This is a genomic window from Bacteroides sp. UBA939, from assembly GCF_002293435.1.
In the GTDB taxonomy this organism is placed as follows: domain Bacteria; phylum Bacteroidota; class Bacteroidia; order Bacteroidales; family Bacteroidaceae; genus Bacteroides.
In genome coordinates this window covers 18,786-32,813 of sequence record NZ_DBDF01000058.1, presented here as the reverse complement: position 1 = coordinate 32,813, position 14,028 = coordinate 18,786, and the positions used below count along the sequence as shown (strand labels likewise).

Below are 14,028 nucleotides of genomic sequence, written 5' to 3'. Positions count from 1 at the left end.
GAAATATCGCATTCTCAGGCGACTAAAAATACAAAGTGTCAATCTGATAGTTTACGGTTTTTGTCATATATTGAAGTGTTCGATGTAATTTATGTTAAAGTATATTGCATGGTATTTAAAAGTTCAAACTAAATCATTTTATTTGTAGAAAATATTTAGATTTTCTATTATTAAAGAATGTCAGATAGTTCTTTAATGAGCGTAGTTTATGTATTGTTAGCTAAGAATCAATAATCAGAAGTCTAACTATGAAAAAGGGCTATACTATCATATACCTAAGTCTGAAGTTCTTGATTGGCAATTAACCACATATTATATTACTATTAGTTACTATTTTATTATGAACATAGAAAGAAAACTTTTAGTTATTGCAGGCTTGACGTCTCTCTTAATGATGGCCTGCCAGAGTGAAGAATTAGTAATTCCTGTTGATTCTCAAAACAATGTAGTTGTAGAGTTTACCGATGCAGAACTCGCTACCTTATTCCAAATGCGTGGCGACAGCCACAAAGTGGATGTGAGCGAAGCCGAGGAATTTGCCAACGACGTGATTGGCTTTCTTGATGGAGACGTGTCTACACGGGCAACATCTCCACGGAGAATCAGTTCTGTTACTGCGCTCCCCCCTTCGCAGGACATGTCGGAGGTTGTGACAAGAACCATTGACGAAGAAACAGTAGAAATCCCCGATACGATAGCCTACCTGTTCAACTTTGACGATAATGCCGGATATGCTATTGTATCAGGAGATAAGCGAATTCAATCTCCCATACTTACCTACTGTACCGACGGTAACTTGACGGGAGAGATTGACAATCCCGGGCTGATAGGTATCTTGATGGAGACCGAAGGATATATCATAAACTCTATTATTGATTATGAGAACCGAATAGATTCCATCAAAAATGATATTTTGGAAAAGTTGCTTCCGGATTCTTTGGCTAATACAAGACTGCCTCTCGATAATCCCTCCAATCAAGAAATGGAGAGTCGTATATATGATGTGAATGTTACTGTGGTTGGTGGTGGCAATATAGGAGGACCTACTACTAACCCTGAAACAGTTACCACCACCACTACCACTTACGGCAATTGGGAAACTACGGAGAGACTCCAGCCACTCCTGCCCGTAGAATGGAATCAAAAGTTTCCTTTTAATGCTCGTGTAAAGAATAAGCATGGTAGTACCAATGCACCGGCAGGCTGCGTTGTAGTGGCATTAGCCCAAATTATGACTTATTGGGGGCATCCCGCTAGTATTTATAATTATCGATTTAATTGGCCCTTACTAAGAAGTTATACTGCAAGACCCAATAAATATCCGAATACAAACGGTAAGAAACTATTCCATAATTATGAAACCGATAATACATTACTTGACAACAATGCAATAACTGTCGACGAACAAAACTTTGTTAGTGAAGTTTCCACTCTTATGGAGATAATAGGTATAGGAACATTTATGGATTACTCAGATACTGGAAGTGGTGCAAGTGATAAGGATGCTATGAATTTTTTAAGTTCTTATGGTTATAATACTGGAGATTATTTAATGGACTATAATTATAATAAAGTAATCCAGTCATTAAACAATCTCCGACCGGTATTTGCAACCGGATATTCAAAAAAGATTCAGCATAGAATAAAACTTTTGGGAATAACTATCGGTACTTGGAGTGAACACGGGGAAGGACATACTTGGGTTATCGACGGCTATCTCAACCAGCGTCAAGCAAAAATTGTACAGATAACAGTTAAAAATAGGCTTACCCAAAACATTGTATCGCAAACCACTACTACTACCTACAGCTATGCCAAATATCTTCACCACAATTGGGGATGGGAAGCACAAGGCTATCCACCTAAATATTATAATGGTTATTTTGTAGAGGGTAGTTATAATTCTAATGATAAAAGATTAGAATCTGATACCCGGGCTACGGTAACTTATGAAGAAGGTAACTTTCGATTCTTAAAAGAAATAGTTCCTAATATAAGACCTAATTAAAATCCAACATAAAACTATAGATTATGAGAAAGCAATTCATGTTTGTGTTAGTAGCTACATTCTTGATAGGAATGATTACTTCTTGTGAAGAGATTGACAATCCGGCTCCTTTGCCCACTAATTATCTTAAATCCTATATTGATATGTTTATTGAGTGTGATTCATTAGACATTTGGAGTTTCGGTGGAATGGCTATAGATGATGAGAATAAAAGATATGACATAGTGGATAATGGAAGTTCGCCGGAAGGAATCGGTATCAGTGTCAATGCAACTTACCCGGCTAAAGATTATTGGAGCAGTTACCCCACAAATATCTATTATCCCGTTCTACTTTTTGAGTCCCCAAATCATCTGCAAATAAATGATGATAATCCATATTATCGACATATACAGATTCAATACGATAAATATATAGAAGAGGTAGGAGATACCACGTATAATAGAATGATAGGAGGTCGTTATGGCAATAAAAAGGGTGTCGTCATTACTGTATTTCCTTTAAAAGAAGTCGTTATTACTGCGGATAAAAGCTTTGGTAGTGATTATCCGGCAGGGACGGATTTGAGTTCATTATTCCGTATCATTTTTGATGATGTTTATGCAACAGTACACAATGGCTATATGGCGGCTCCGGGCACATATAGATACATTGCAACTTATTATAGTGATGAATATTTTGTGAATTCTCCAATGTCGATACGCTGTCTCAAACTCTCTGAAATCAATCTGGAAGATTATCCGTTTACAGAAGCTCGGTGGGATTTCTTTTTGGAAGCAAAGCCTGAAAAGACAGATACTTATACCTTCCACGTAAAGCTAACGTTTACGGATGGTACAGTGTTAGAAGGTGATTCACGTCGTGGTGCTATTATGGTGAAAGGTAGAGATTGATATTGAGCGTCCAGGTTTTACAGACCTTTATCTGGTATTTTGATTCATCCAATAAATGAGTAGGTGAAATGCAGGTAGGTGAAGACTATTGTTTCCGTGCATAGAAACTCCGGTTTTTGTTCACGGGAACTTTTGTGATGACTTAGATTTTGATTTATCGCTATAGGAGTTATGAATAATGCAGGATAAAGAAAAAAGAGGGTAAACGCCCTCTTTTTTCTTTTTAATCAAATTCATTTCGTAGGCCATAGCGTATACTTTGTGGACGCAGTATACCATTTCGTGGCTTGGCCCCGAAAACATTATTTACCCTCGTCTATTATGTGTAGATTCGGTTCGGAAAAAGGTGAAATTAACCCTTTAATTTATAGAATATATGAAAAGAAATTTTTTACTCACAACCATTGTGGGAACGGCGCTTCTATTTGCCGGTTGCGGCAAAGACAAGGAACCACCTGTTCCCGTCGTCAGCATAGGTACACAGCCGACTGCTCCGGCAGCACTCGTCGAGGGCAACATCTCCGGCTCGCTCACCATCGCGGCGACCGCCACCGAAGGAGCGGTGCTCACGTACCAATGGTATAGCAACACCACTGCCAACAACACCGGCAGCACGAAGCTCGACGGCGCAACTTTGGCAACCTACACATTCCCGGCCACGCTCACGGCGGGGACTTACTATTATTTCTGCGAAGTGGGCGCAAAGGGCGCGGTGACGGTGCGTAGTTCCGTTGTGACCGTAACGGTCAATGCACCAACACCCCTGCTCGTGTTCACCGACAACGTGGATTACGACATCCCGGCCTCAACCATCGGTACGGCGATAACCGACATCAATGTCGCGGGCGGCGTGTCCGATGGCACTACACCCTACATGTTCACGGCGACCGGACTTCCCACGGGCATCACGATCAGCACAGCGGGCGTCATCTCGGGTACCCCGACCACGACTGCCGGCGCAGGCACGGCGACAATCAAAGTCGAAGACAGTTCTTCGCCCAAGCAGAGCAAGGAAATAACTATTAACTACGGTGAGGTGACCGCGCCCGGCAACGACGTTGGCTTCGGCGGCGAGAACGAAGTTCGCTGGTAGCAGACTTGTTTAATAACGACTGAAACAATGAGAACGATGAAAACAAAGCATATAATAAAGAGAACGGCAGCAATACTCATAGCAGCGTTGACGCTCGCGGGGTGTGTACACGACGCACCGCAAACCATTGATCCGGCAACCTATCGTTTCGAGGTGTCGGCAACCTACCACGCCGATACAGGCAACGAGGCCGAAACCCGCACCGTGAAACCCGGTTGGACGGAGGGCGATATGATACTCGTCCACTTCGACGGCAGTGAGACAAACAAGCTGCTGTTGCAGTACGATGCGCAGGGCACGTGGCAAACCATGGCCGCGCGATGCCCTACCATCCGGCGGGGCAGAAGTCGTTCTTCGTGCGCGACAATGGCGCGACGGCTGGAACCACTTTTGAACTGCACAATACCGCCACCGGTAAGACGTGGACGCGCACCTACACGGGCGACCTCACCGCCGGAGAAGCCGTGCTCATCACCGGCCCCGACGGAACGGGCGACGACGGTTGGACGGAAATCACAGTTTCCACCGGCATCCTCACGGCGGCTAATTTCCCCGATGCGAACTTCCGCGCCTACGTCACCGCGCAGATGACAGGCAGCTCCGCGTGGGACGCTAACGGCGACGGCATCCTCTCCGAAGCCGAAGCCGCCACGGTGAGGAATATCAACGTGAACAGCGAAGACATCGCCTCGCTCGCGGGCATCGAGTACTTCACGGGGCTGACCGATTTGAGCTGCGGGGGCAATCCACTCAGCGCGCTTGACGTGTCGGCCAACACTGAGTTGACAAGAATCGAAGGCGGCTATCATAGGTGTCTCATCACTTCGCTCGACCTGGTCCAGAGCCGGGCGGCGATAGATGCGGTGATAGCCTCGTTGCCCGCCCGCACCGGCGGCACACCGGGCAAAATCCGCTTCATGGGTATCGACTACAGTAGCGCCTACTACTCCTTCGGCTCGCCACCTTATTACAGCAACGCGATAGCGAATATCAACGCCTATCTCTCCGCGTAGGGTAAAAACTGGACGTGGGGCAACTAATGACCGGTTGATTTAACTTTATTCATCTACACTTTGCAGTTTTTAAGAAGGTTCTTTGTATCTTTGCCCTTGATTTATAAACCTTTTTGCCATTGTAAATAGATGAAAGCAATTCGTTTTGTATTTTGTCTTTTTGCGGTACTAATGCTGACGACCACCGGTGGTCGTGCTGCCGCAGCTAATGAGGATTTCCATGCATTCCTCAAGAAATTCACTTCCAGTGCCTCTTTCCAGTATTCCCGTATTAAGTTTCCGTTGAAAACCCCCATTGCCCTGTTAGAGGATGATGGTGAGACGGAGAAGACTTTTCCGTTTACACGCGAGAAGTGGGCGTTACTGGGCGAAGACATCTTTACGGAAGAACGTATCGCTGACGAAGAGGGCGGCGTTTATGTTTCCCGTTTCACCGTGAATGACCCTATGCACAAAGAGTTTGAAGCAGGCTATGATGAATCGGAAGCCTCCCTTCGCGTGGTGTTCGAACTGATAGGGGGGAAGTGGTACGTCACCGATTGCTACACCGATTGGTACAACTTCGACCTTCCTGTCAGCGAACTGGAAGAAACCATCAGTACGATAGCGGAAGAGAATAAGGCTTTTGAGGAAATGTATCCTTGATAAGAGTATGCTAAGTCATACCATCTCACTTCAATAAGTTATTCACCGCTGTCTGGTAAGTTTCCAGCTTGTTGGCTTTATGAATAGCTTTCTTCGCTTTGCGGTCGCCATCCGGCATCATGTATTCCCAGAAGCTTTTCATTTTCATGAGCAACTGCCTGTCTCCTCCTTCCAGGAGATTGCCGTATTGCGCAAATAAATCAGCATGGAATGATCTGAGTTTTTCCTTTATTTTCTCGTCAGAGAGCGAATGCCCCTGCCGGTATTCCGATGCCAGTGCCGGATTGGCAAGCAGCCCGCGTCCTATCATGACTCCTGCCAGGCGTGGGAAGCGTCCGGAGATGGTGTGTATGTCTTCCGCTGTGAGCAGGTCACCGTTATAAATCAGCGGATGGCGGCATTCGTTGTAGAAAGCTTCAAAGGCTGTCAGGTCTACTTCTCCTTTGTATTGCTGTTTTCCCAGTCGCGGGTGCATGATGATGTGTGTCAGGGGAAGTTCGTTCAGCAAGGGGAGTAAAGCCAGGCATTCTTCCGGATTCTCCCAACCCAACCGCATCTTTACGGAGAACTGCATATCGGGATGCTTCTCTATGGCGGTAGTCAGCAGGTTGCGTACTTCCTCGGGATACGGTAACATACCCGAACCATTGTGCCGCTTGGCAAGAATGGGGAAAGGACACCCCAGATTTATGTCCACCCTTTTGTAACCTTTCTCGATGAATAGGGCGATTATCTGCTCCATCTTGTCCGGTTCTGGTGCAATGAGTTGGGGTATGAGGTTTACTCCCCGGTTGTTTTCCGGGATAATCTCCCGCATGTCTTTCCGCCGGATTTCACCGTGTTCTACACGTACGAAAGGGGTATAATAACTCTCTATGCCGCCGAATATGCGTGCATGGGCTTGGCGATAGATTGCCTCGGTATAGCCTTGCAGCGGGGCGAAGTGGATGGGAAGAACGTTGTGCATATAGATTTGTTCAATTTCCCGCAAAGGTAATCATTCTGGTTGATAGGGAGGTGAGGAGTGATTAAAGTTTAGTAATTAGTGATTAAGGCTTAGTGATTAGTGATTAGTGCGGGTTAATCACTAAGCCTTAATCATTAATCACTAACCCCTAATCACTAATCACTACTAACCTTCTGTTAGAACATAACAACATTCATATGTTTATCCACCAGATATCCGTCCGTTACTTTCAGATTGAAGGTTACATTCTTTCTGGCTTTGAGCTTGATAATGAACAAATCACTGTCACCTTCAAGCGATTCCTTCTCTCCGATGTTCACGAAAGTGGGATATAGAGACTTAACGCCATTAGTATGGAGCCTGTCATTGGTTAGATTCTCCATGTCCTTCATGCCCAATTGTTGTACACCAACGAATTCATAATCAGCAGGATTGTAGGGCAGAGCAAAGCTGAGGGCATTTACATGACGCAGCCCTGTACCTTTTACTAACACCTGAATTATTTCGTCCTTAGCGTAAGTACGCTTCGAGGTACTGATGCTGAGACTTCCTTCCGGCTTTTCGCCTCTAACGCCCTTGGCGCCACCACCGAGCTGCGTAGCTACGGCGGAAATATCGTAAGCGTCAATCAAACCGTTGCGATTCAGGTCGCCGTTGCTGATATAGCCTTCAAAGTCAGCGTCACCTCTCCTCAATCCGGTATAGTTGGTGTACGAAGTCAGGTCGTTCTCGTCAACTAACTTATCATTGTTGATGTCGCCCGGCAGATAACTCTCAGTTCCCGGCACCTTAAATACATACAACTCTTTTCCCGAACCATAGTTGCCCACAGCCTCGGTGACGTTCATCTTGATATAACGTACGGTAGGAGTTTGCGGGAATGAGAACACTTTGGTTTCACTGTTCCGCTGCCATTCAAAGGCTCCGGCTTCCGTCCAGTTCTCTTTGTCCATACTGTAACTGACCGTTCCTTTCAGTATAGTTCCGTTTCCGGCTTCACCGCGGGGCAGATAGTGGAACTTCTCAATCTGGTTGATTGTTTTCAGGTCTATAACCAAGTCGAATGGGACAGCTTTCTCATTATACTTTGTGTGCCACAATTCCCCTTCTTCAAAGTCAAACAGCCTGCGGAGCGAGCGTCCCTGGTTTTGAACGGAAGTTTCCCCGGTAATGCCATGTATGGCGAACTCCAACGGATCTTTCTTGGTAGTGGCGCTGAAAGTTGACCAATCCGAATAACCGTCTTTGTTCACCGCGCGTATCTTGAAGTCGTAAGCGGTTTCTACATTCAAGTCGTCAAATATCAGCTCCGTGTCTTTGATGGTGCTGTAGTTCATTCCGTTAAACTCTATCTCGTAATAGTCGGCATTATCTACCGTGCTCCAAGTTGGTTTCAGGGTGTAAGAAGCTGTGTTCTCATCAGTTACCTGCGCTTTGGGGGCAACCAATGAACCGGTTGTTGTTTTGTAACTGTCCGTTGGCGCAAATACGAATCCGTCAATCTTCAAGGTGGTCCGGTTTGCTGTGATGTCCGTGGCAGCCAGCTTCACGAGGAATTGCGGATTTTTGGTGATAATCTCTTTCTCGAATTCGCTGCCTTTGGTAGCGAACTTATTCAGGTTGGGCTTGGCATCATAGAAGTAGACATTCTCCTTTTGAAGGAATTCTTCCATACTGCTTGCTTCCGCCAGCTTAACCTTACTTTTTCCGATGGTTGCCGAAACTTTCTTAGGCTTTTCGGTTACGTTGATTCTGAATTCAGTGGCTTTCTCTTTTACGAAGCCGTTGAAATCACCTTGAGCCGGTTGGATGGTTACTGTTACATCACCTTTCGCGCCGGCGCCTGACTCTATCAGGGTGGTTACACCTTTACCGGTGCGGTATTCTTCGGTGATACCATCGTCGTCATACTCGGTGAATGTGCTCTGCCCGTAGGGGTAGAGTTCGTATATGCGTAGATTCTTGGCTGTTTCTTTGACGTTGTTATTGGGGGACGTCATGGGTATGATGGCTCCGTTCTTCACAAATATGGGCAACTTCCAGAGCGGAGAAGCGTAGCTGTTGATGATACGGTTGCCCTGATATATTTCACCGGAGAAGTAATCTACCCATTCGCCTTCGGGCAGGTAGATACCGTTGCGGATATCGTTGCCTTGTTCATCATCTTTGGTAGCTTGATAGATAGGCGCTACGAGGAAGTACGGTCCATAGAGGAACTGATACTGCGTAGCCTTACCTGATGTATAAGGATTAGGATATTCGAGGAGCATAGCCCGAATCATAGGCAGACCGTCTACCGATTCTCTGGCAATGCTATAGGCGTAAGGCATGATTTCTGATTTCAGTTTCAGATACCAACGGTTGATAGAAGTGGCGGGTTCACCCAAAGCGTGGGGATACTTTTCATTGGAACCCCATCCGTCCATATTCAACTGCATGGGAGTAAAGGTTTTCCATTGGAAGTCTCTGGTATTAACAACCGGGTTCTTTCCTCCGAAGATGCCATCCATGTCGGAACAAATATTGGGGTTACCGGAAAGTCCTGAACCTATATAAGTAGGTATGTGGAAGCGAATATACTCCCATGTGCCTCCGGTTTGATCGCCCGACCAAATACCGGCGTACCGCTGCGTGCCTGCCCAACCATCGAGGGAGATGATGAAAGGGCGGGCGTCATTACCATAGTATGTCATGATGTTCGCCACGTCCGTAATGCCGTTCAATCCGAAAGAGTATCCGGCTCCTACCCAGGCAACGTCAGTCTTCAGCACACGTACGCCTGCGTCCCGCACTTCTTTTACGATATCACGTTGCAGCAAAGCGCTGATACCGGCTTTGGGGTGCAAATCAGATTGTGTCCAAAGACCAATTTCCACGCCATTCCTGTGAGCATAGTCCGTCAGTTCTTTCAGGTTCCGGATGTTTCCGTCAATTGTTTCCGTCTGACCGTACCCTGCTCCATAACCATCGTTAGGCAATAACCAGCCAAAAGGCATGTCATGATTCTTATAGCGGTCTATCACAGCGCGCGCCGAGAATTGGTAATTGTTCTTTTCCCCGTTCAGTGATTCCTTGGTGCCGCCATTGTCCTTCTGGCTCTCTTTGTAGCGCTTTCCGTCTTCAAAGAGAATTCCGCTTTCGTCTTCTTTCCAGTAGTCGCGGTTGTAGGCATTCAGATGACCTTGATAGAAGCCGAATTTTGGTATCAATACCGGGTTGCCCGTCAGTTGGTAGTAATCGTTCAGCAGAGGCACGGCGCCATCGTTCACCATAACGAAGAGATCCAGGTAATCCGTTTCGTGAGACAACTTCACGATACCCTTTTCTGCTCTTCCGAAGTCGTAAACACCTCTTTTGAAGGTGTACCACATGATACCGTAGCCATTCGTAGACCAATAGTACGGGTTAGGCGATGCTACACCACCGTCTGTCCAACTGTTTTGGTTTTCAATGGCAATGGTTTTACCTTTGTGTGAGAAGCGTCCGTTCTGTACGCCGCCGCCGTAGAAGTACTCCTGCGGATTTTCTTTCAGCCTCAGGGTGACTCTTTCTTTTTCGAAAAGAGTGAGCTGAGTCTCTTCCAATACAGTGACCCCTGTTTCCAGGTTAACGACTTTCATCAATGCAGTGTTCTTGTCCAACTGAACTTTCACCTTTGCGGTTGCAATGGATATCATGCCGGCTTCGTCTTTAACGTCAAGCAAAGAAACGCCCTTGCGGGGTTGGCTTACCAATATCTTTGCTTCAGGCTTTGCTGCCGGGTCGCGCAGAATACCTCCGGCATTGTCCTGAAACATTCTAAAGATGTTTTCGCCATAGAAGTCAATGGTCATGCGTTGCTGATTCGAGAATAAAACCTCGACCGTAGTCGGATTGATTCTTGTCACACCAGCAATTTGAGGAACCTGTTGTTGTTCCACGGTGTTGATTTGCCCTCCGTATGCTGCTTGTGCAGCCGGACAGGAGGATGCCGTAAGTAGGAAGAAAGCAAGCGACGTTACTTTCCATTTTCCGAGATTAAGATTACTTAATAAATTACTCATACTTCATACATTTATTATTGGTTAGAGATCTCTATAATTAGATAGATTGTCGTCTTTTATGTCATAGATATTGTTATGATTGGGTTTAGGGTAGTTCTTCGAGGCTATTTCCGCTTTTGTCTGGTCTATCTGCTGCCGGGTAATGGTGAATTGGGCTGTACTGTAATCGGTCACTGTCCGGTTGATTGGCGTAAGAAAGCCCCAGGCTTCGAAGAAGTCTGTCAGGTCTAACCGGGCTGATTCACAAGCGAGCTTCACAAAATTCAATTGGTAATAACCGTCTGTCATTTCGTTGGTATTTACATTTGGCTGTAGCCGTAATTGCTCGTAAATGTACTTATAGAAATTGTTTTTTCCTAATATATCTATCATATAAAGTTTCAATTGCCAAAAAGGAATCAATTTTACCCATACATCATCTATTTCATTGTGGGCTTTACCCGTTTTCAGCAAACTGCCGAATGCACTTGTATAGCGATTGTCTGTCAACAGCCGGGATGTATTGCCCCAGGAAGTTTGAACATGTAGTGAATGGATATTGGTGGTTACTTCCGTCATGCCAAGCCATTTGAGTCCGGGACGTGTTTGGTGAATATGCCCCAGTTCATGCGCCGGTCCCCAACAAGCGGTGGTAGTGAATTTCCGCAAATCCAGTATATCAGGTTGAGTATTTACATTATATCCCATGTAATAGTCGGTGGCATACATGTGATCTTTCTCATTATATATTGCCAGAAAGTAAGCGCGATTCTTATAGTTCCTATCGTAATCGGGCAATCCCATAAATTCCTGTTCCAGGCGTACCAGATCGTCATATTTATTAATCAATGCCAATCCGTCGGGCGTGTACCTTTTAAAGGCATCGGTCTCAAAAGTCAGGGAAGCATATTGCCCGATAACATCGAAGTGTTTGTAAGTAGCTTTATCCAGTAACCTGTTCCAATCTTCTTTTGTATGCTTGCCACTGTCGAAGTAACCGTTCACAGAACCGGATGCAATGTTTATCCTGATGGGTTGTTCTGTTCCTGTCGAAGTGTAGTACATCACATATAAAAGCCCTGAAACAGTAATTCTTTTCTTGTTGATACCTTCGGACAGAGGCATTGTTATCCCTGTGACGGTATTGTCCGTATCTTGCACAAACAATGAAACGTTTTGCCCGTGCGTATCGCCTACCAGGACTACCAGATCTTCGTTGGCATTGACATAAATCCCCGTAGGATTATCCCTCAAGCCGTAAGTACCGGTTTTGTTACTATCAGCCATGAAGCGCGGGTGCTGCCATGACTTGTAACTCTGCACTCTGAATTCACTTTCATACTCACCCTTAAGGATTTCCATAGCCAGTTCTTTGAAGAACCGGTTTCCTACGGCATTGATGGCATTCTCGTCTATGCCATTCTTTAATTCGGAACAGGTAGCATCGGTGAACAGGTCTGCATAGTTAAAGTTATCCGGGTTTTTCCGGTAAAACTGCATCTCGGCACAACTGGCATATCCCCCAATGCCTGATTTTACCACAAACTTTATTTGCGTAGGATTCACCAGTGCAGGAGAAAAGTTAATGCTCGAGGCTGCCGGGTTTCCTTGAAAGTTGTACGTGCCGTAGAGTTCCGGGGTTGGTTTCTCTGTAGTGGCAATGTATAAATCAAGTTCCTGAAAGTTTCCGTTGGAACCATTGTCCGTACGTGGTGTATAAACCAGATAATCCATAGTTCCCGCATTCTCGAAGCTGTAGGTCAGCGTAACGGGCATATATTCATTTGCAGTCCAAGGGGAATGGTACATGGTGGACAGACTTCCGTCGAATGATTTCTCAATCTCTTCTCCGGCATGATGCGATGACGCTGTAGCGCTTTTCACGGTAATTCTTACGTCGTCACCCACTTGCTGAATGGATATGTCTTTCCCTTCCTGAGTGATTGTAACGATTACCTTAGCTCCCTTTCCGGTTAGTGAAACATTGCCTGTTCGCTGTTTATAAGCACTGTTGCCTGTCACTGTAATAGTCAGTTCATTGCCGGCATAAGATGCATTGCACCAATCACTACCTGACGTAACCAGGCACTTTATATCATCTATATTCGTATCTACCCTAAAAGTCTGGCTTGAAGCCTGGCGTACGAATTGAATAGATTTGTTGTTGAGTTCGATGAAAGGGGCTGTTTCCGGTGTTTCTTCTCCTTCGTTGCATGACGTAAGTATAGAGAGGAACAGAATCATAATAAGATATACATATTTCATGGAGATTGATATTTAGATTGAGTGATTAGAGTAAACAATTAATAAGGTTAAATGAATTGTGTTATTAGAGGAGGATTGACCGACCTCTTACTTAAGCATGATTAAGTCCTCTCATATACTGATGTAGGATGAGTTGTAGACTCATCCTACATCTATTGTATAGTCATCCTACCTCATTCAGGAGGTGTTTTGAACAGGATAAAAGCAGTGAAACCAGTTTTAATAACGCGAAACATAAGTCTCTAAAGTTTGCTGCCTAAATCTTTTCATAAGCCTTGAAGAAACTAACTTGTGCTACACCGGTAGTGTTGTTGGTTTCCGTAATGATAAGCTTTATATAGCGTGCCGTGACAGGCGCAGGCAGCGCTATGTCTTCATGAGGAGGTACTAACGTGCTGTTGCCGTTTACCATCGTGCCGTCGGGTGCTTCCCACGGTAAAGCAAACGTAAAGCCTCCTACCTTGGTGAAGTTCTCGTTGTCGGTACTGGCATGTATCTCCATTGTTTTCACCGAGGGGTAATTGGTAGGACCTGTACCGTAAGCGCGTCTGCCGATACTGAACTGCGCACACTCCAATTCTTCTTTCATGTCTATTACAATCCAGTGAGGCAGCGGAGCATTGGCAGGACTGTACTGGCTGTGCCAGAATTTTGTACGGTCTTCGGAGAATAAACTGGGATACCCTCCACCATCGTTTGCCTGAACATCCGAGCCTATGGCTGTCCATTTCGTCCAGTCGTACTCAAGATATTGTTGTCCATTGTACTTTTGCAACACCGTAAATGCCGTTTCACGATACCCGCACTTCACACGTACGGTTGTTGTTCTGAAGTTACTTCCCGTGTTGGCTTGGTTTGTAGTGATGGAAATCTCTTTGCCATTGACATTGACGTCGCACCATTCCGCTCCTTCGTCTACGATCGTGATGGGAGAAGAGATATCCGTATCTGCTGTGATTGTCGCTGTAGAATTAGCAGAAGATTCTACCACAGCACGTTCAATAACAATATACCCTACGTATGGTTGTTCTGTTTCTGCGCATCCATACAGGATGACAGCTACAAGAAATGATAGTAAATATGATAACTTTTTCATCTATATATCTATTTTTAAAGTTATTA

The 14,028-nt window shown here is 45.3% G+C and carries 10 protein-coding genes; 5 read left to right on the top strand and 5 right to left on the bottom strand.

Annotated elements, in window-relative coordinates; translation table 11 throughout:
• The first annotated feature begins 340 nt into the window (after positions 1-340).
• From B2Z67_RS04055 to B2Z67_RS04045, 3 genes are all read left to right on the top strand, one after another.
• The gene (locus B2Z67_RS04055; RefSeq protein ID WP_291528542.1) at positions 341-2,008 is read left to right on the top strand and encodes a C10 family peptidase; all 1,668 of its coding nucleotides are present in this window, start codon (positions 341-343) and stop codon (positions 2,006-2,008) included.
• Positions 2,009-2,031: 23 nt separating this feature from the next.
• Positions 2,032-2,901: a hypothetical protein gene (locus B2Z67_RS04050; protein WP_291528541.1), complete on the top strand. Its 870-nt coding sequence runs from the start codon at positions 2,032-2,034 to the stop codon at positions 2,899-2,901.
• A gap of 376 nt (positions 2,902-3,277) precedes the next feature.
• Positions 3,278-3,994 carry a hypothetical protein gene (locus B2Z67_RS04045; protein WP_291528540.1) on the top strand — a complete coding sequence of 239 codons (717 nt, stop codon included), beginning with the start codon at positions 3,278-3,280 and terminating at the stop codon, positions 3,992-3,994.
• 9 nt (positions 3,995-4,003) lie between these two features.
• Here B2Z67_RS04045 and B2Z67_RS04040 read toward each other — a convergent pair whose 3' ends face one another.
• On the bottom strand, positions 4,004-4,300 hold the full coding sequence (locus B2Z67_RS04040) for a hypothetical protein (RefSeq protein WP_291528539.1): 297 nt from the start codon (positions 4,298-4,300) through the stop codon (positions 4,004-4,006).
• Between the two features lie 14 nt (positions 4,301-4,314).
• Here B2Z67_RS04040 and B2Z67_RS04035 point away from each other — a divergent pair, with 14 nt between their 5' ends.
• Both B2Z67_RS04035 and B2Z67_RS04030 read left to right on the top strand, forming a co-directional pair.
• Complete coding sequence (locus B2Z67_RS04035; RefSeq protein ID WP_291528538.1) at positions 4,315-5,007, top strand: hypothetical protein; 693 nt, start codon at positions 4,315-4,317, stop codon at positions 5,005-5,007.
• Positions 5,008-5,136: 129 nt separating this feature from the next.
• Complete coding sequence (locus tag B2Z67_RS04030; RefSeq protein WP_291528537.1) at positions 5,137-5,652, top strand: DUF4348 domain-containing protein; 516 nt, start codon at positions 5,137-5,139, stop codon at positions 5,650-5,652.
• 25 nt (positions 5,653-5,677) lie between these two features.
• Here the strand turns inward: B2Z67_RS04030 and B2Z67_RS04025 are convergent, their stop codons facing one another.
• The 4 genes from B2Z67_RS04025 to B2Z67_RS04010 form a co-directional block, all read right to left on the bottom strand.
• Complete coding sequence (locus B2Z67_RS04025; RefSeq protein ID WP_291528536.1) at positions 5,678-6,619, bottom strand: tRNA-dihydrouridine synthase family protein; 942 nt, start codon at positions 6,617-6,619, stop codon at positions 5,678-5,680.
• Positions 6,620-6,795: 176 nt separating this feature from the next.
• The gene (locus B2Z67_RS04020; RefSeq protein WP_291528535.1) at positions 6,796-10,662 is read right to left on the bottom strand and encodes a TIM-barrel domain-containing protein; all 3,867 of its coding nucleotides are present in this window, start codon (positions 10,660-10,662) and stop codon (positions 6,796-6,798) included.
• 21 nt (positions 10,663-10,683) lie between these two features.
• A complete protein-coding gene (locus tag B2Z67_RS04015; protein WP_291528534.1) occupies positions 10,684-12,906 on the bottom strand; it encodes a M60 family metallopeptidase in 2,223 nt (740 codons plus the stop codon).
• A gap of 256 nt (positions 12,907-13,162) precedes the next feature.
• Entirely contained in the window at positions 13,163-14,002 is an 840-nt protein-coding gene (locus B2Z67_RS04010) for a discoidin domain-containing protein (protein ID WP_291528533.1), read from the bottom strand.
• Positions 14,003-14,028 lie beyond the last annotated feature (26 nt).

Coding starts and splice junctions, on each gene's coding strand:
- B2Z67_RS04045 (WP_291528540.1), top strand. CDS start 3,278: ATGAAAAGAAATTTTTTACTCACAACCATTGTGGGAACGGCGCTTCTA.
- B2Z67_RS04020 (WP_291528535.1), bottom strand. CDS start 10,662: ATGAGTAATTTATTAAGTAATCTTAATCTCGGAAAATGGAAAGTAACG.
- B2Z67_RS04035 (WP_291528538.1), top strand. CDS start 4,315: ATGCCCTACCATCCGGCGGGGCAGAAGTCGTTCTTCGTGCGCGACAAT.
- B2Z67_RS04030 (WP_291528537.1), top strand. CDS start 5,137: ATGAAAGCAATTCGTTTTGTATTTTGTCTTTTTGCGGTACTAATGCTG.
- B2Z67_RS04010 (WP_291528533.1), bottom strand. CDS start 14,002: ATGAAAAAGTTATCATATTTACTATCATTTCTTGTAGCTGTCATCCTG.
- B2Z67_RS04015 (WP_291528534.1), bottom strand. CDS start 12,906: ATGAAATATGTATATCTTATTATGATTCTGTTCCTCTCTATACTTACG.
- B2Z67_RS04025 (WP_291528536.1), bottom strand. CDS start 6,619: ATGCACAACGTTCTTCCCATCCACTTCGCCCCGCTGCAAGGCTATACC.
- B2Z67_RS04055 (WP_291528542.1), top strand. CDS start 341: ATGAACATAGAAAGAAAACTTTTAGTTATTGCAGGCTTGACGTCTCTC.
- B2Z67_RS04050 (WP_291528541.1), top strand. CDS start 2,032: ATGAGAAAGCAATTCATGTTTGTGTTAGTAGCTACATTCTTGATAGGA.